The sequence below is a fragment of the Arthrobacter bambusae genome (genome assembly GCF_022606295.1).
In the GTDB taxonomy this organism is placed as follows: Bacteria; Actinomycetota; Actinomycetes; order Actinomycetales; family Micrococcaceae; genus Arthrobacter; species Arthrobacter bambusae_A.
Genome location: NZ_JAHHZS010000054.1, coordinates 1 through 16,971, shown reverse-complemented (window position 1 = coordinate 16,971; position 16,971 = coordinate 1). Strand labels below are relative to the sequence as shown.

Sequence of the window (16,971 nt, the reverse complement as noted above, 5' to 3'; positions counted from 1 at the left end):
GGCCGACCGACCGTGGTGCGCCGATAGCAGCTGCACAGCAAACGCCGCAGTTCGGCAGGCTCGAGTCCTTTCGGGCAAGCCTGACAGCCGCCAACCCGCCACCTATGCACCGCTGTGGCCAGCGACATGGGCACCTGACCGGTGACATGCAACCAGCCCCGCAGCGACCGCAACGAGCACACGATCAACTTCGCCGACCCGACGTTGAGGAAATCGTCGACGTCGGCCGAGTAGCTGAGCCGGGCGCGCATCTCTTCCGTCACGGGTTCCACCGAGGTGGCCGGGTCATCGGCTTGAGGCCTATTGCTTGGCCGGCGCCGTCGCGGGCGACGTCGATCGCGAACGGAACCGCCGAGAAGCTCGCGAGTCCGTTGCCGAAGAAGCCGCCGATGCCGCCGGAGGGGCGGTGGTCCACGAGGACTTGGAATCCTTCCCAGCTGTCCCGTTGACGCCGGATCATCACCCCGGTGTCCGCCGGGCAATCGGGGCGCATCTCAAGGAGCAATTCGAAGTCCCCGAACGCCTGGTCGCTGACAAGGTAGCCGCCGTAGCCGCTCCCGGGTGAGTCCTGCTCGCCGATCAGGACGCCGTCCTCGACCTTCCAGCGGGCAGGATTCTTTTCCGTCTCTACGGGGCGCTGAAGTCCCAGGCTGTCGAAGTGCTCAAGGACGCTCGGGCCGCCGGGATACACCGAGCCATAAATGCGAGGCGCCGTGTGCCACCCGGCCAGGCTGACGCCGTCGAACAGCGGGACGAACCCGTCGTCTGGGGTTACAGGGTGGACGGGTATGCGATGAATGCGAACCGTTTGCCATCCGGGGCCCAGCTGTTGCAGTTCATGGTGCCCTGTCCGCCGAATAGTGTTACGACGGTGCGGGGTTCGCCTCCGTCGGCGGGCAGCATGCGCAGTTCGACCTCCGTGTCGGCGGGGTGACTGATGGTGCCGGGCGGGTAGCTTAGGACGCCGATAGGGACCTGGTGTTACGCGTCGCAGTTTTTGGCAGTAGGGGCGTCTCTGGCGATGACGAGGCAGGTTTTTCCCGTGGTGTCTTGATTTAGTGCCGTCAGTGGCGTCAGGCTGACGAGGTCCGGATAAGGCGAACGGCCGCGTGGGAGTTTCGAAGCACCACGCCGGCCGTTGGCTGCGCAGCAACGGTGGGCGGTCCGCCGGGCTGCTCAAACGTATTGGTGACAGGGAGATCGAGCTCTCCCAGCGAGCATCATCGATAAAGACCCCCAACTCGGCTAGGAGCGAAGAATAAACCCCAAAGGCATAACCGCTTACCCAGTTGTACTCTACCTATCTCATCAGATGAATCACGCAGCCCCTCTGTCGCGTCTCAGTTTTGTTGGCCAGAATCTCAGTTAATCTGGCCACCTACTGATCCAGGCCTCCTGCCTCACTCAAGTTGGCCACGGCAACTCAACAACTTCTCAGCCCTCACAAAAGCCGTCAGCTTGCCCTACGGCCGTAACACGTACCGAATGGCCAACAAAATTGAGACAACTACGACGCGAGGCGTCTCAATTTATCTGGCCAAACCGCAGGTCAGCATGGCCAACAAAATTGAGACCGGACAACCCGGACCCAACGCCGCAGAAAAGCAGCCGGGGCCGGATCGTGGCAGTGACCGAGGCGCCACCGTCCTGATGTTGTTCGGACAAGGACCCTGGAACGCGTGAATCAGACGTCAACAGCGCCATGTCACTGTCTGGCTTCGATGACGTCGTCGACTTTAAGGGCCATTGAGACGCGCATGAGGTCGGAAACGCGTGAAAGGTTAAGAGCGAGGAGATCCTCGATCCGTCGGCGGGCTTCGACGACGATGTCCTCCGGAACATGGAGCTGCTGCGCCGTATTACTCGCATTGAGATTATTGTGAATGAGAGCTGACAAGGTCGGCAGGAGCGACGGATCTTCGGCTAAGTCGTTGGCACGTAATGGGCCAAGCACCTCGTCCGCGAAGCGGCTCAGGGCGGATACATCCGGGAGCTGAAGCAGAAGCCCAGTCAATCCTAGATCGCTCAACACCAGCGTCCCGGGAGAACGTTGGCGCAAGGCTGCGAGCTCAATGGCTCCGCGGGCCGTTGCAAACGCCGCCGGATAGTCAGCGATGCTAGTGACCGGTCCCGTGATGGCAGCGTGCGCGCGATCCGTGCTTTGCGAGCGTTCTGAAGGAATCCGCCTGACTTCGTCGCCGATGCCTCGCACTTCGTCGATCGGCGTCGTTGGCCCCAGTGGCCAGAGAGCGACAACGTACCCCTCGTGAGATCCGAGCAGCGGTTTTGGTGAGACTTGTCGTACCATCCGCGCGAAGGTGGCGGCGAACCAGTAGGGTAGAGCGCCCTCGTTACGGGGTTCAATTCGGACTGCGACGACCGCGTGGGGAAGTGACAGATCGTGGCCGAGGCGTTCGGCTTGGGCTAAGAGCGCTGCGGAGTCGTGTCCTTGACCTGACAGAAGCCCGGAGACAATCTCCCCAGTGCCCCGCCACTCTGCCTCGGTCGCCGTCCGGGTCCGGAGGAGTTCCAGAGCCAGGGGCGCCGCGGCCCGTTCCAACGCCTGGCGATCCAGTGGTCGGAGCTCGGAGACCTTCCCGCTTGTCCAAATCCACGCGACCACGTTCTCCTTGATGATCACAGGAACCCGAACAGCAGTCCGCGTCCCTGTTGTATCCGGTAGATCCATATCGGCCAGCAACCCGGCATTGTCTTTGGGCACGACGGGGAGAGGGAGGCCAGCCGCGTCCGCGAGGAGGGCAACCGGGAGCGAAACGCCATCACGTTCGGTGTTGTAGAGGATGGTCCCATTGGTATCGGACACGGCGACGGGACGATTCAGGATCTCTGCCAGGGCTCCGCCAAGAGCAATGACTCCGCCCCCTTCGAGCGTGAGAGTCGTCAGCCGCTCGTGGATCGCGTCGGCTTGCTTTTGCAGTTCATACTGCTCCTTAAGTGACTGATTTAGCTCGTTGAGGGCCGCGATCCTGTCCGCCTGTTCGGACCGGAGACGACTTGTGGTGATGGCTATGGCCGCTTGGTCTGCCAGCATCAAAAGGCGCGATTCTTCTTCTTTGGTGAAGTGATGGGTTGATCGGGTGTAGCAGTTAAGGGTCCCGAGTGTTTCATCGGCGGAATTCAAAGGAACGGAAATCATGGAGGATACACCTTGGTCTCTTATCGCAGTTCTCCAAGCGACTAGCGTCGGATTACTTCCGAAGTCTTCGATCTGCACGGGTACGCCCAACGCGAACGCCTGGCTCGAAGCCGTGGGGGTGTGAGGGCCGTGAAGACGGAGCGGGTGAGTTGCATTTGCTTCTCGGATGAAGTCGGCCGAGAGGCTGTAGGAGCCTTCGATCACAAGGACTTGCGACGCCACATCCGGGATAGTGATCGCGCAGAAGTCATAGGACAGCAATTTGCAGGCGGTCTTGGCGATCAGGTCCAACAGCTCGTTCAACGAAACGCCACGGTTGAGCGCCGCACTGATATAGGCCAGCGCCTGCAGCCATTCTTTAAGATGCTGGGCCATACGATCGGGTCCCATTTTCACACTTAGAGTTTTTCACGGTTTCCCCTGAACGAGCGAGACTTTCCAGCGTTGGACGTCAGGCAGTTGTGTGCCTCTCAACGAGTCCGCGGACCGACGCAGCCATCGCCTATTGGCAGCCTGCGGGAGTTCGTCGGCGATGAAACGGTATCCGAAGGCGGGATCGTCGTCGTGGATGTCCAGGGCGGCGTTGACGAGGTACGCCTTGACCCAGTCCCGTTCCTTCACCGGGCTGTCCCTCCACCCTGACTTCGGTCATTCGGTTTAGTGCTTGGCCCGCGGGTTCCGGATTGCGTTGAGGACTGCTTGTTTGTCGGCGGGGATGGCGGGCGGGAATGTCTGCTCGGTGCCGTTGATCGCGATGGTGGCTGAACGAAGCGGCCGTAGTTGGCGGATCAGGTTGCGGATCGCGAGCCCGGTCCGGTTTTGTGCTTCGCGGCTGAGTGCCAGCGCGGTGAACACGATGGTCAGGTGGGCTTCGTTCGCTTCCTTGGTGCGGTGGAACATGGGCCGGGCTCGTAGGTCGGTCTTGGTCATCCGGAAGGACTGCTCGACATGGTTGAGTCGGCCTGGGGCGCGGTGCCGCGGCTTCTCGCGGTCCGTTTCCCCAGGCCGCTCGCCGAACCCGCCGTGCGGCTCTCACCGCAACGGGCTCTCCGTGGTCTCTGCCGTGAGGCTTGTTCGGAGAGCGGCTTCCCAGGGGGTGGGGACGTTGCCCCGGTAGCGATACCGACGGATCGGGATCGTGGCGGGGTTGAACATCTCGATCCCGTCCGCGCTGATCGGATGCCACCGTCCCGTGGGGTCGGTGAGCCAGCGACGGACGTCCTTCCACCTCCAGCGGCGCCGGGTTCGCATCATTCGCACAATCCGCCACCAGATAAACCGGTGAAGGTGTTCGAAGACACGTTGGGCGATACCGTGCTTGAAGTAGTTGGACCACCCGCGCGTGATCTGGTTGATCCGGATCAGCAGGGCCCCTAGGTCCGACTGTGACGTTCTGGGGGTCAGGGCACGGATCTTCGCCTTCACTGACGGGAACGGACGGTCGGCGAAGAAGGTGTAGACGTACCACTTGTCGCTTCCTTGCTTGCGGCGCCACTGGATGTGGAACCCGAGGAAGTCGAACCCCTGGCCCATGTGTACGATCCGGGTCTTCTCCTCCGAAAGGTTCAGACCCATCGGTGGGAGCACCTCGGCGATCTCTTCGCGCAACGCCTCGGCGTGCCTGCGTTCTCCAGACACCATCACCACGAAGTCGTCCGAATATGAAGAGTCCCGGATTATGCCGACCTCGGAGCCGGATCCCTTTTGCGGTAAGGAATCCGGGCCGGGGTGGTCGGAATAATACGGTGCGGGGCGATGCGTGCTGTTTTGATACTTAGGCCGTCATGGCGGCGGTCTGACTATCAGGAGGATCGTGATGGAAACAGATGAGAGTCCCGAGCTGTCGTCAGCGTCGGACGATCTGTTGGATGACTATCGACGGTGGCTGCGCCAGGAGCGGGGGCTGGCTGCCGAATCGGTGCGCTGTTACATACAGCACTCGAAGAAGTTCCTGGACTCGTTGCGCGGACCGGTGGAGATGTCGTTGGCCGGACTTTCGCCGGCCGATGTCACCAACTGTGTGATCAATGCCAGCGTCCAGTCGGGCAGCGTCTGGACGCGAAGGCACAGGTGACAGCATTGCGGTCATGGCTGCGGTTCGCGCATATCCGCGGATTGACGCCTGTTGCTCTGGCGCCGGCGGTGCCGGGAGTTGCCGGATGGCGACTTAACCAGATTCCCCGGGCTCTGGCCGGCGGGCAGGTGGAAGCGCTGCTGGGCGGTCATGAGACGAGCACCCACACCGGGCTGCGCGACAAGGCTCTCCTGACGCTGCTTGCGGTGCTGGGTTTGCGCGGCGCCGAAGCCGCGGCACTGGAGCTTACCGATCTTGACTGGTGCGCGGGCCTGATCACGGTCACAGGCAAGGGCTCACGCACCGAACAGCTCCCGCTGCCGGCCAGGGCGGGGAAGGCCATGGCCGATTACGTGATGCACGCCCGCCCGACCGGGACCGGCTGCACCGCGCTGTTCCTGACAGACCGCCGCCCGTCCCGGCAACTGACTGCCGGTGCACTACGCCAGATCATGCGCCGGGCCTGCGCCAGAGCGGGAATCGGCAACGCCGGTGCGCACCGGGTGCGTCATACCCTGGCCACTGACCTTCTGCGGGCCGGAGCGTCACTGCCCGACATCGGTCAGGTGCTGCGTCACCGCAGTCAGCTGGCAACGAGTGTCTACGCGAAAATCGACCCGGAGCGGTTACGCCCACTGTCCCGCACCTGGCCTTCCGGAGCTGCTATCGAGGACGTGCTGCAATGAGCACGCCACTGCGGGTTCATGCCGAAGACTATCTGGCGATGCGCAGGGCTCTCGGGTTCAAGCTCACCACGTTCGGGCAGACACTCTTCAGCTTCATTGGCTACCTCGATGATGAACAGGCCACGGTCATCACCTCTGATCTGGCGGTGGCATGGGCCAGAGCCACCCCGCGGTCCGTCCGGGAGGTCCGTTGGTCTCGCCGGCTCATGGTGGCCTGGATCTTCGCCCGGCAAATGAAGGTGCTCGATCCTAGCGACCGAGGTTCCGGCTGACGATATTCTGATCCATCATTACTGCCGGGCCACCCCGCACCTCTATGCCCCGGAGCAGATCGCCGCCCTCTGCCGGGCCGCGGACAGGCTGCAGCCTCGGCTCCGGGCACATACCTGGGTGACGCTCATCGGGCTGCTGGCGGTGAGCGGCCTGCGCGCCGGGGAAGCCTGCCGGCTCGACGACACACCGACGTTGATATCAGCGCCAGGATCCTGCGGGTCAGGGATTCGAAATTCGGCAAATCCCGTGACGTTCCCATCCATGAAACGACCGTGACGGCTCTGAAAGACTACGCCCAGGTCCGGAACCGCTTACGTGTGAATGCGACGACAGACGCGTTTTTCGTCTCCGGGCGGGGAACACGTCTAAACCGCTCCAATCTCGAGAAAACCTTCGCGGTGCTCCGGAACCATGCCGGACTTGACACCGTTGACAGGCCCGTCCGCCACGGCTGCATGATCTGCGGCACTCCTTCGCCACCGCGACCCTGATCGACTGGCACCGTGCCGGGCAGGACGTCCAGCCAGGGTTGCCGCTGCTGAGTACCTATCTTGGCCATGCGGACCCGAAATCGACGTACTGGTATCTGACCGGCGCACCGGAACTGCTGGAACTGGCCGCCCACAGGATCAGCGGCGTCATCGGAGGAACCGATGAGTGACCTGGCTCCGCTGCGGCCTACCGGGACCCGTTCACCCTCCTTTTGTCCTTTGCCTCCGGACGGACACACCGCGCCCCGCACGAGCTGGACGTTGAGGATCTGAACGCGGACATGATCGCGGAGTTCCTGACCTATCTGGAAAACGACAGTGGAACGCCCCATCGACCAGGAACACACGGCTGGCCGGGATCCGCTCGTTCTTCCGTTACGCCTCCTACCGCGCCCCGGAACATGCCGGGACGATTGCCGCGTTCTGACCATCCCGGCCAAACCCACCGAGAGGGCCATCGTGAGCTATCTGACCATCACTGAGGCCGAAGCGCTCATCAGCGCACCCGACACCGCCACCTGGACCGGCAGGCGGGACAAAACCCTGCTGCACCTGGCCATCCATACCGGGCTCAGAGTTTCCGAACTGATCAGCCTGACAATCGCAGACGTGACTGCGGGGGCCGGAGCGCTCCTGCGGTGCCGGGGCAAGGGCAGAGAAAACCGGCTCACGCCGCTGACGAAACCCACGGCCGCGATCATCAGGAACTGGCTGACGAGCGGACCGGCCAGCCATCGGACGCGCTCTTCCCCACACGCAAAGGACAACCGCTGACCCGTGACGCCATCTCCAAACTGCTCAGAAAATACACAGCGGCGGCCACCGCTGCTTGTCCGGGGCTGGCCTCCAAGAACGTCACCCCGCATACGCTGCGGCAAACCACCGCAATGCTACTGCTCCACTCAGGGGTGGACATCTCAGTGACCGCGCACTGGCTCGGGCATGAATCAACCGAAACAACCCAAATCTACCTACACGCCGACATGTGCCTGAAAGAAAAAGCGCTGGCCCGGCTCGAACAAGCCGGCTTTCAACAGCCCGGACGCTATAGAGCATTCGATGAGTTGTTGGACTTCCTCGCCAACCTCTGATCGCCCCGCACCGTAATATTCCGACCACCCGGCCCGGATTCCTGACCGCAAAAGGGACCCGGCACCGAGGTCGGCACAATCCGTGACTCTTGAGTTGTCAACCTGATTCAGGACCACTGAGACGGTCTGATCCAGGACCATGCTGGCGCGAAACAGGGCATATGGGATTTAGGAACGCTATTTCGAGCGGAGGTTTTGAGACCTGTTTCAGAACCTGGCCCGGGTCCGGTATTAGCCTCTACCGCGGGTCTCCGCGGAAAACCACGATCAAGGCAGCGAAGGCTGCCGAGTACGCCGCCATGATGCCTACCAACATCACGATGGTCCAGAGGCGTTCCCAGCTCTCCTTGTTTACCGAAGTAATCGTGGCAACTGTGGCAAGTATCGCGAACGGGAGGAGGCAAATCAGCCGCAGGATGAAGGCCACAGCCCATGTGGTCCCGCCTAGCTGCTCATCCAGGGTTAACTTGGAGGCAGAATCTGCAGCCTTTGTCGTCATTTCTGTGTCCCCATCACTCGCAGAAGCCTAGCTGTCTGGTTGCGTCTCTTGCCTGGACGATGCCGCGGCCGAAAACGAAACTAGCCGCAGCGTCCCTTCCCTGGCGGCCACGACCACCCCTGAATCCCACGGTGTCGCGCCTTGAACTAGGGCCGATGGGCTAGCCTGCGGTTTGCTGGGCGAGGGTGTGGGCGAGGCGGTACGAGTCGGTACCGGTTTCGATGATGGCGCCGTTGAACGTCAGCCGGTCCACGATCGCGGCACAGAGCCGCGGGCCGGTGAAGGTCTTCGTCCAGCCGGAGAACGATTGATTGCTTGCGATCGCAATGGAGTTCTTCTCTTCGCGTTCGGTGAGGACCTGGAAGAGGAGTTCAGCGCCGCGGCGGTCCAATTCCATATAGCCCAGCTCGTCAATACACAGCAGGTCCACCCGCCCGTAGCGGGCGATGGTCTTGGCCAGGACCTTTTCATCGGCGGCTTCGACGAGTTCGTTTACGAGCCGGGTGGCGAGGGTGTACTTGACCCGATATCCTTCTCCGCGGTGGCAGTACCGAGTCCGATGAGCAGGTGGGATTTGCCGGTTCCGGAGTCCCCAATCAGACAGAGGGTTGTCCTTTACGGATCCATTCCCCGGTGGCCAAAGTGTGGATGGTGGCGGGGTTAATGTTCGGGTTCGCGTCGAAATCAAAGTCCCCGAGCCACTTGTCCCGGGGAAGTTCGCGGCCTTGGCGCGGCGGATGGAGGAGCACCGGTCCCGGTCGTCGCATTCGGCCAGCAGCAGCTCGGCCAGGAATCCTGGTAGCTCAGTTGTTCCTTTCCGGCGACGGTGAGGGCTTCGTCCAGGACCGCCCGGATGGTGGGCAAGCGCAGCCGGCGGCAGGCCTGGTCCACGGCCGCGACCGCTGCCTGCTCGGTCAGGCCGCGGCGCCGGCGCAGGGTCGGAGTGATGGTGGCGGACGCTGCGATGGGGCTCATGAGATGTTCTCCTTCGACGCGGTTCCTGCAGGGTGTTCGGAACGTTTGGCCAGCAGCTCGTCATAGGCACTGACAGATGGCAGCGGACGAGTGTCAGACGGGAGCACGGCAATGACCGCGGCGGGGTCCATCAGCCGGCGCTGGGTGAGACTGACAACCCGCTGCACTTTCAATTCGCCGTGAGCACTGGGATGACGGTCCGAACCGGCCCCACCCTGGGAAGATGCCGCGGCGTGTCTGCGGGCTTCGACCGCGACGACATCGGCACTGACAACATCCACCCCCAGCGCCGGGGTGATGCCTGCATGGATGTCTCCTGCGTCCATCGAGCGGTGCAGCAGCAGGACGTCGATGAGTTCACGGGTCCCCTCCGCGTCGCCGTTGACCCGGCGGGACGCGGCCCAGAAGGCCTCATGCGCGTTGGTGAACGCGCCAGACTCCCGTGCCCGGGCCACCGCGGTGGAGCCTGGCAGAGCGCCGGGCTTGGTCTTGAGGACCTCCAGGTAATGGTCCAGCTGGACCGACTGCGCGCCCTTGGCAACGATCCGCTGATGCCGGGCCGCCACCGCGCGGCCGTCGAACACCACAACCTCGGATGCCCGCAAGGACACCCGGACCCTCCTGCCGATGAACCGTGCCGGAACGGAGTACTTCACCATCCGCACCGTGACCATCGAGGACCTGTCCACCCTGGGATTCAGCACCAGGCCGGGATCGAACTCCTCCGCCGGCAGCGGTGCCAGGAACGGGCGCTCTGCGGCGAGGTCCTGGCCGATGGAGCGGATCCGGTCATTGATCCGCCGGCGATCGTCCTGGGCTTCCCATCCGCGGATGCGGTCGTTAAGCTCATCCAGGGATTCAGCCACCGGCATGGGCGAGAGTCTGTTGCGGCGGAACCAGCCCACCTCGCCCTCGACCCCGCCTTTCTCGTGAGCCCCTCCGATGCCAGGCTGCCAACAGAAGGGGTCAAAGCCGTAGAACGAGCGGAACAACACCCACCTGTCGTTTTCCATGCGGTTCCGGCGCTGCCCGAACACCACGGACTTGACGGCACTGGTGAGGTTGTCATAGCGGATGTGTTTGACCGGCACGCCGCCGATCTCGTTGAACGCCTCGATATGGCCTTCCAGAAATGCTTCCTGGGCCTGGGTCGGGTAAATCCGGTGGATGGCTCTGCCTGAATGCGATGGCCGGAAGATGAACATGTGGCTGTGAGTCTTGCGGTGGCTGGTCCGGGACTGGCTGGCAGGGTTGGTGTTGGTCGTCTGTTCCTCGTTGTGACCCGACATGTGGCTGGCCCCACGCGGGCCTTTGAAGTGATTTGTCCGGCTTGGGGCAAACGGCCAGCACCGACCTGTGGTCCGCCTCTATGGCCTGATTAGAAGATTGCCCGACCCACCGGGCCGTGGCCCATCACAGTCCTGCCTTGAAGTGTCACCTTCCCAGATCGACGCCGGCCGAGCGACGACCGCTCATTGTCCGAATTTGAGGAAGGAACACGACCGCGATGACCATTGTCGCCCATACGCACCAGTTCGTCATTGGCGTGGACACCCATGCCCGAACCCATACCTTTGCCATACTCGTCGCGTCTACCGGCGAGCAGACCGCCTGCGAGCAGTTCCCCGCTACAAACGCAGGAATGAGCCGTGCCCTTGTTTGGGCCGGGCGCCAAACCAGCGGCGAAACGGAAGTGTTATGGGCCGTTGAAGGAATCGGGACCTATGGTGCCCGGCTGGCTGACGCCGTCGCCGCGGCCGGCTATCAAGTGGTCGAAGCGCCACGAATGAACGCGCGAAACAGGCACGGGAAAGGAAAATCGGATCCGTTCGACGCTCGTGCAATCGCTCTTGCCGCGTTGTCCGTGGATCTCAGATCGCTTCGTCATCCGCGTGAGAACGCCGGGATCCGGGCCGCGCTGCGGGTTCTGGTGTCGGCACGCGATCAGATGACGGGTGAACGGACCGCGACGGTCAACGCACTCACCGCGCTCGTGAGGGCCGCGGATCTGGGAATTGACGCTCGAACGGCGCTGGCGGCCGCCCAGATCGGAGAGATCTCCCGATGGCGGCCCCGTGATGAGGACATTGCACTGACCATTGCCCGGGAAGAAGCTGTCCGTCTCGCCAAGCGAATCATCGCACTGGATGGCGAATTGAAAGCCAACCAGGTTCGGCTGAATGAGCTTATCCAAAGCAGCATGGCAGCGCCGCTCTTGGAGAAGACCGGAATCGGCCCTCTTACCGCAGCGGTGGTGATCACTGCATGGTCGCATCCCGGGCGAGTACGGTCAGAGGCGGCCTTCGCCGCCCTTGCAGGGGTGAATCCCATCCCTGCTTCGTCAGGAAACACGGTCCGGCACCGGCTCAACCGCGGCGGCGACCGCCGCCTCAACCAGGCCCTCCACATGGCAACGATAGTGAGAATGACCCACGACCCCGACACTCGTGCATACGTCGAGCGCCGATTAGCAGAAGGCCGCACCAAACGGGAGATCCGACGATGCCTCAAACGCTACCTGGCCCGACACCTCTACCGTGCGCTGAATACCCTCCATGCCCAATCTGCGACACCTTGACAGATATAGAAGAGTCACTTCGTCTTCACCCCGTTCAACACGATCCAGACCTCGCCGAAGTCCACTTCCGCCTCCGCGGCCGGGGCGTGTTCCTGCGGAACGAACACCTCAACCCGGCGACCGGCCTCCACATCGATCTGCGCCCGGCGGACCCGGACATAGTCCCGCACCGTCGAATACGACAACTCCTCCGCTCCATGCTCCTCGATAAGCCGGGCAAGAATCCTACGGACAGTATGGCGTTGCTTTCGCGGCGCCGTCGTGTCCTCGACCAGCATCGCGTCAATGGCCGGCTTGAACGGATCCAGCCGGGGCGATGGCCTCACCGGCGTCTTCCGCGGCGGAGGGACGGGATCCGACAATGCCTGCCGGACCGTGTCCCTCCCGACCTGATACCGCTTTGCCAGACCAGGATCGATAACCCCTCAACACGGGCATCTCTGCGGATCTTGGCAAACAGTTCCATGCGCACCCTCATCCGGACCTCCAAACGTTGCTCTCAACAGATGAAAGCAACACTGAGGGTGGTCCTGATTCAGACCGTCACAAGCAACCGGCGAGTCGTGGGGTGGTCCTGGTTCAAGCCGTCACACCGGTCCTGAATCAAACTGCCATATTCAACTCTACATATGCCGACGATTTTGTCGTGCTCGTTACCGGGCAGCGGGAACACGCCGAACGGTTACGGCAGGAGGTGACAACCGTACTGGCCCCCATGGGCCTGCGGCTGTCGCCGGAGAAGACCCACGTGGTCCACATCGACGACGGGTTCGACCTTCTCGGCTTCAACATACGCAGGATGCGCAAACGGGGAAGCAGCAAGTGGTTCGTGTACACCCGCCCCTCGAAGAAGGCGATCGGCTCGATCAAGAGCCGGGTGAAGACCATGACGTACAGATCGACCCTGCACAAAGAACCCGGATACCTGATGGACTATCTGGGGCGGGTGCTGCGAGGTGGGCCAACTACTTCCGACACGGAGTATCCAAGGCCACGGTTCTCCGCAATCGACTCCTATGCGTGGGAGCGGATCACGGCATGGCTACCGAAGAAACACCGCATCGGATGGCCAGAACTACGGCAGGTTCTGCCTGCCCGGAACCTGGCGGCTCGCCGTCGACGGGACAAGGTTCAAGGGCGCAGCCAGCGTCACTGTCATCCGGTACCGCTACCGCGGCTACCGGATTCCGACCCCGTGGACACCTGCAGCCCCAACCGGCTGAGCGACAATCCTCACGTGGAGAGCCCGGTGCGGTGAGAATCGCACGTCGGGTTCGGCAGGCGGTCCGGGGAAACGGAACGGCAGCAATGCCGTCACCGCGCCCCGGGCCGACCCAACTGGTCCCATACCGGCCCGCCCGGATCCGGGATGGTCACCGGAATCGTGGACCACACCCGCGACGCGAACGGCGTGGTGCACGCCAGGTTGCTGGACCTCGTCCCGGGCCGGTCCGGGAAGGCCTACGCCGACTGGCTCAAAGCCCGCGGCGAGGAATTCACCGCCGGCATCAAAACGGCAGCGCTGGATCCGTTCCGCGGCTACGCGAACGCGATCCGCGACGAACTGCCCGAAGCCATCACCGTCCTGGATGCGTTCCATGTCGTGAAATTGGGATCAGCCATGGTCGATGAGGTCCGCCGCCGCGTGCAGCAGGACACCCTGGGCCACCGCGGCCGCAAGGGCGACCCGCTCTACGGGATCCGCCGGACCCTGCAGATCGGCGCCGAACACCTCACCGACAAACAATCCGCCCGGCTCGACGCGAAACTCACCCTCGGGGACCCGCACCACGAAGTCACCCTGGCCTGGCAGTGCTACCAGAAGCTCCGAAACATCTACCACGCCCGGCCGGAGCGGGGCAGGGAACTCGTCAACGAGGTGATCTCCTCGTTCCCGTCCTGCCCGATACCGGAAGTCTCCCGGCTGGGCCGGACACTCAAACAATGGAACGCCGCGATCCTGGCCTACTTCGACACCCACGGCGCGTCAAACGGACCCGCCGAAGCGATCAACGGCGTCATCGAAACCACCCGCAGAATCGCCCGCGGCTTCCGCAACTTCACCAACTACAGGCTCAGATGCCTACTCGCCGCCGGCGGCCACCGCCCCTACCGAATCAAACAGACCAACCATGCCCAAATGCGAAGCGCCGGTTTATCGTGCTACTGGATTCCTGAGGGATTTGTTCTCCCGCAAGGCTGAAATGTTTGTCAGCACCAGAGAGGAAGATTCTTTGGGACGGTTTCCCGCTACGTGCGGCGTGATTATCAGGTTCGGGGCGGTCCAAAGGGGTGAGGCGGCCGGCAACGGCTCCTCCTTCATGACGTCGATGGCTGCTGCACGTAGGCGCCCTGCGCGCAAGGCTGAAATTAGTGCGTTCTCGTCGACGGTGGCGCCTCGTCCGACATTCACGAAAACCGCTGTGGACGGGAGGCAACTCAAGAGTTCGTCGCCCAACGCATCGCGGGTCTCGGGACTGGCAGGAAGCAACGAAATGAGCACATCGGTCCGACGCAGGACTTCTTGAATTTCGTCGGTTGAAGCGACAGGGAATCCGAAGCGCTCACCGGCGACTGTGGCCACGCCGGTTACAGCTGCCCCAAGTGCCGCCAGCATTGGGGCCAGCCTCGCTGCAATCGATCCGAATCCCCACACGGTCACGGCCGCACCGTCCAGTGTGTAGAGGCCCATTGACGATGGATCGGCCTGCTCTCGGGTGTAGCGCCAGTCCCAGGAGCGTTCAGCCTGAGCGGAGGCCAAGACATCCAGCCGACGTACTGTGGCGAGAACAAGGGCCAAGGCGTGCTCAGCTACAGGTCCGTCGTGAAGGGAACGACCGGACGAAATCGGGACAAGATCGTTGAAACCTGCTGCAAGCACCGCGTCAGGGCCTGCAGCCAAGGTTTGTACAAGCTTGAGTCGCTTCATTCGCCTGGCCGCGTCCGATAGGTTATCCGCCGAGTTTTGCCACACCACAAGAACCTCCGCGTCCAAATGACGTTCCGGTATCGGCGTTGCAGCGTTGTAGGTCAGAACAGTTTCACCTGACTCAGAAAGATCAAGCTTAATAGTGTTCGGAATGAGTATCTTCACTGTGGCTCCAAAAGTAAAAGGGCATAACGCCGCAGTCGGAGGAATGCTTGGCGAATGGGCTGTTCTTACATCGCTTTCATCATTTTGACGGGTTGAGCAATGCCATTTCGGAACGAATGAGCCCAAGAAAGCAGCCCAACTGCCAACACCGTGCCCCTCTCTGACCACTGTGAGTACGGCGCTGGCCGGTCACGGTTGGTTTCGGTAATCGAATCTAAAGAAACAAGATTGAGGTGATACCACTAACACTTGTAAACACTTTCCGCCTACCTCCGGGCAAGAAGCGCGTCGGCCCGCTCGCACCAGCGACCGCTCGGGCAGGAAGCAGCATTGGCCATATAAGGGTCTCTCTTATATTTGGAAGCTTGGTCGCTACCAATTCAAAGAGGCCCTGACCTCTCCTCCCGCACCACGCCGAAATGGCATCAGGACACACTCCTGCCCTCGGCGTCAGACAAACCTAACCACGCCCATCTGCGAAGCGCCGTTTTTCCGGGACGGCGTGTAGCGATGGCCTTCGATAGAAGCCGATACCGCTGTCGCAACGCTTTTGAGACGTTCGACATAATTGTGGACGTCGCTCAGAGCCAGGCCGTCGGGAAGATCGGAGAGCGACAGTACGAGTGCAACATGACCGTTGGCTGCGAAAACCGGGACCCTGATTCGCTCAACTTGTGCCGCATTATCCTCATTCAGTTGCGAGAGAGGGTTGAAGTAATCGGCGCTTTCAGTAACGGAAACCACTTGACGCTCAAGATCAGGAGTGGGGCCGTGGTTGTCCATCTCCTCCAATAGTGTCTCGTAAGAGACGGGCTGATCGGAGCGCAGCGAAGGGGCGAACCCCTGCTCACGCATGAGGGACATCTCAGCTTCGAGCAGACCGAAGCGCTCATCACTTGGGCTGATGCGTGCTCGGGCGTACCAAGATTCACGCTGGCGCGGCTCTTGGTACGCAAGGAAAAACGCGCCCCACGGGGCTTGGAAGGGAAGCCGGCGCCCCACTCGGGCCGGGACCTTGCCAGAATTCTGCGGCTGAGCAGAAGCCACGATGTACTGGTGGTCGCCTGCTACAGCAACCGCGTGCACGGCGACTGAGAGGTCATTGGCCAGCATGTCCAAATGGTCTCTTGCGCGGTCCGCGAGCTGAATCTGTTCAACGAGTTCGGGGTTCGCTCCCATGACAAGTGCATCGGGTGCGAAGCCGCCATATCCGCCTTGGAAGAAAAGCAAAGGGACTGAGGGGTTTTCAACCGCCAGGTTCTTCACGGCGCCGATCACAATGTGATGGTCGCCCGCTTCATAGGTTGATTCGATTGAGCATTCAAGCCACGCCACGACGCCGTTCAGAATCGGAGCGCCCGACTCGGAAGGGCGCCAGCCTGTGGCGCTGAAACGGTCGGCGTTCTTGGTAGCGAAAGCCCTGCAAACAGATTCCTGAGCCGTAGAAAGTACATTAACGCAAAAGCTTCCAGCCTCCCGGATTTTCGGGAACGTACTGGAGGACTTGTCCGGGAGGAACGCCACAAGTGGTGGGTCCAAAGATACGGATGTAAATGATCCAACTGCCATGCCCACCGGTTCTCCGTTTGTGGCAATGGCTGTAATGACAACTACACCCGTTGGAAAATGCCCCAAGACATTCCTGTACCTGCGAGCGTCGAAGTCACCTTTTAATTCTGTAGCACTCATGTCTTCCTCCAATGACGGTTTTTATTAATTAGTAATGCAGGATGTACGAGTGGACCGTACCCATCGACGCAGGCCGGGCCGGGGTTACAGCCGCGTATGGGTTGCCAGCAATCATCGAAGTCTCCAATCAACCGGAATTCAGTTCTGGTATGGTAGTCTCTATGAAGCGTACACCAATGCCCAGGCACCTGCCATACCACTTTGGAGGCGAGTGCAAGCCAAGCAAATTGCGAGCGGCTCCCAGCACGCGCCCGCCCGTTCCCAGGACGGCCGGGGGTGGCCCAAAGCGCCCCCGGTAAGGCGTTTAACGGCCGTCGAAACTGCGGAAGGGTGACAACCGGACCGCTACCATGCACGACTCTAG

Annotated in this window: 14 protein-coding genes and 7 pseudogenes; 9 read left to right on the top strand and 12 right to left on the bottom strand. The window is 61.9% G+C overall.

Annotation, left to right across the window (positions count from 1 at the left end; translation table 11 throughout):
- The 6 genes and pseudogenes from KNN17_RS21210 to KNN17_RS21185 form a co-directional block, all read right to left on the bottom strand.
- Positions 1-263 (bottom strand): hypothetical protein (locus KNN17_RS21210; protein ID WP_241710818.1); only part of this gene is annotated, 263 nt, incomplete at its 3' end.
- Positions 260-1,153, bottom strand: coding sequence for a 3-keto-disaccharide hydrolase (locus tag KNN17_RS21205; RefSeq protein WP_241710820.1), 894 nt, complete (start codon positions 1,151-1,153; stop codon positions 260-262). The genes KNN17_RS21210 and KNN17_RS21205, both read right to left, overlap by 4 nt.
- Positions 1,154-1,705: 552 nt before the next feature.
- Complete coding sequence (locus KNN17_RS21200; RefSeq protein ID WP_241710817.1) at positions 1,706-3,532, bottom strand: helix-turn-helix domain-containing protein; 1,827 nt, start codon at positions 3,530-3,532, stop codon at positions 1,706-1,708.
- A gap of 138 nt (positions 3,533-3,670) precedes the next feature.
- Positions 3,671-3,793: pseudogene (locus KNN17_RS21195) on the bottom strand (IS3 family transposase); the annotation flags it as partial.
- A gap of 21 nt (positions 3,794-3,814) precedes the next feature.
- Positions 3,815-4,108: pseudogene (locus KNN17_RS21190) on the bottom strand (IS1634 family transposase); the annotation flags it as partial.
- Positions 4,109-4,189: 81 nt separating this feature from the next.
- Complete coding sequence (locus KNN17_RS21185) at positions 4,190-4,798, bottom strand: group II intron maturase-specific domain-containing protein (protein ID WP_241710816.1); 609 nt, start codon at positions 4,796-4,798, stop codon at positions 4,190-4,192.
- 175 nt (positions 4,799-4,973) lie between these two features.
- Here KNN17_RS21185 and KNN17_RS21180 point away from each other — a divergent pair, with 175 nt between their 5' ends.
- The 6 genes and pseudogenes from KNN17_RS21180 to KNN17_RS21165 all read left to right on the top strand — a co-directional run bounded on the left by KNN17_RS21180 (position 4,974) and on the right by KNN17_RS21165 (position 7,772).
- The gene (locus KNN17_RS21180; RefSeq protein WP_241710815.1) at positions 4,974-5,231 is read left to right on the top strand and encodes a hypothetical protein; all 258 of its coding nucleotides are present in this window, start codon (positions 4,974-4,976) and stop codon (positions 5,229-5,231) included.
- Positions 5,228-5,917 carry a tyrosine-type recombinase/integrase gene (locus tag KNN17_RS21175; RefSeq protein ID WP_241710814.1) on the top strand — a complete coding sequence of 230 codons (690 nt, stop codon included), beginning with the start codon at positions 5,228-5,230 and terminating at the stop codon, positions 5,915-5,917. Before KNN17_RS21180 ends, KNN17_RS21175 begins: the two co-directional genes overlap by 4 nt.
- Entirely contained in the window at positions 5,914-6,189 is a 276-nt protein-coding gene (locus KNN17_RS21170; RefSeq protein ID WP_241710813.1) for a hypothetical protein, read from the top strand. The genes KNN17_RS21175 and KNN17_RS21170 overlap by 4 nt, the downstream gene beginning before the upstream one ends.
- Before the next feature lie 21 nt (positions 6,190-6,210).
- Positions 6,211-6,681, top strand: coding sequence for a tyrosine-type recombinase/integrase (locus KNN17_RS22730; protein WP_372489717.1), 471 nt, complete (start codon positions 6,211-6,213; stop codon positions 6,679-6,681).
- 38 nt (positions 6,682-6,719) lie between these two features.
- Positions 6,720-6,851, top strand: coding sequence for a hypothetical protein (locus KNN17_RS22475; RefSeq protein WP_274619765.1), 132 nt, complete (start codon positions 6,720-6,722; stop codon positions 6,849-6,851).
- A 148-nt stretch (positions 6,852-6,999) separates the two neighbouring features.
- Positions 7,000-7,772 (top strand): annotated as a pseudogene (locus tag KNN17_RS21165) (tyrosine-type recombinase/integrase).
- Between the two features lie 238 nt (positions 7,773-8,010).
- On the opposite strand, the gene KNN17_RS21160 reads toward KNN17_RS21165, so the two are convergent.
- From KNN17_RS21160 to KNN17_RS21150, 3 genes and pseudogenes are all read right to left on the bottom strand, one after another.
- On the bottom strand, positions 8,011-8,271 hold the full coding sequence (locus KNN17_RS21160) for a hypothetical protein (protein WP_241710812.1): 261 nt from the start codon (positions 8,269-8,271) through the stop codon (positions 8,011-8,013).
- A gap of 160 nt (positions 8,272-8,431) precedes the next feature.
- Positions 8,432-9,246, bottom strand: a pseudogene (gene istB, locus KNN17_RS21155) (IS21-like element helper ATPase IstB).
- Positions 9,243-10,466 (bottom strand): annotated as a pseudogene (locus tag KNN17_RS21150) (Mu transposase domain-containing protein); the annotation flags it as partial. The pseudogenes KNN17_RS21150 and istB, both read right to left, overlap by 4 nt.
- A gap of 287 nt (positions 10,467-10,753) precedes the next feature.
- Between KNN17_RS21150 and KNN17_RS21145 the strand changes: the two are divergent.
- Positions 10,754-11,824 (top strand): IS110 family transposase, encoded by a 1,071-nt coding sequence (locus KNN17_RS21145; RefSeq protein ID WP_241710811.1) that lies wholly within the window; start codon positions 10,754-10,756, stop codon positions 11,822-11,824.
- 17 nt (positions 11,825-11,841) lie between these two features.
- Here the strand turns inward: KNN17_RS21145 and KNN17_RS21140 are convergent.
- Positions 11,842-12,302 (bottom strand): annotated as a pseudogene (locus KNN17_RS21140) (IS21 family transposase); the annotation flags it as partial.
- Positions 12,303-12,392: 90 nt separating this feature from the next.
- Here KNN17_RS21140 and KNN17_RS21135 point away from each other — a divergent pair.
- The gene (locus KNN17_RS21135) at positions 12,393-13,082 is read left to right on the top strand and encodes a reverse transcriptase domain-containing protein (protein WP_308196867.1); all 690 of its coding nucleotides are present in this window, start codon (positions 12,393-12,395) and stop codon (positions 13,080-13,082) included.
- 102 nt (positions 13,083-13,184) lie between these two features.
- Positions 13,185-13,934 (top strand): annotated as a pseudogene (locus KNN17_RS21130) (ISL3 family transposase); the annotation flags it as partial.
- Positions 13,935-13,979: 45 nt separating this feature from the next.
- Here KNN17_RS21130 and KNN17_RS21125 read toward each other — a convergent pair.
- Together KNN17_RS21125 and KNN17_RS21120 are read right to left on the bottom strand one after the other, a co-directional pair.
- Positions 13,980-14,918 carry an NAD(P)-dependent oxidoreductase gene (locus KNN17_RS21125; protein WP_241710819.1) on the bottom strand — a complete coding sequence of 313 codons (939 nt, stop codon included), beginning with the start codon at positions 14,916-14,918 and terminating at the stop codon, positions 13,980-13,982.
- 450 nt (positions 14,919-15,368) lie between these two features.
- On the bottom strand, positions 15,369-16,607 hold the full coding sequence (locus KNN17_RS21120) for a flavin reductase (protein ID WP_241710809.1): 1,239 nt from the start codon (positions 16,605-16,607) through the stop codon (positions 15,369-15,371).
- Positions 16,608-16,971 lie beyond the last annotated feature (364 nt).

Coding starts and splice junctions, on each gene's coding strand:
- KNN17_RS21120 (WP_241710809.1), bottom strand. CDS start 16,607: ATGAGTGCTACAGAATTAAAAGGTGACTTCGACGCTCGCAGGTACAGG.
- KNN17_RS21170 (WP_241710813.1), top strand. CDS start 5,914: ATGAGCACGCCACTGCGGGTTCATGCCGAAGACTATCTGGCGATGCGC.
- KNN17_RS21160 (WP_241710812.1), bottom strand. CDS start 8,271: ATGACGACAAAGGCTGCAGATTCTGCCTCCAAGTTAACCCTGGATGAG.
- KNN17_RS21200 (WP_241710817.1), bottom strand. CDS start 3,532: ATGGCCCAGCATCTTAAAGAATGGCTGCAGGCGCTGGCCTATATCAGT.
- KNN17_RS21185 (WP_241710816.1), bottom strand. CDS start 4,798: ATGGTGTCTGGAGAACGCAGGCACGCCGAGGCGTTGCGCGAAGAGATC.
- KNN17_RS21180 (WP_241710815.1), top strand. CDS start 4,974: ATGGAAACAGATGAGAGTCCCGAGCTGTCGTCAGCGTCGGACGATCTG.
- KNN17_RS21145 (WP_241710811.1), top strand. CDS start 10,754: ATGACCATTGTCGCCCATACGCACCAGTTCGTCATTGGCGTGGACACC.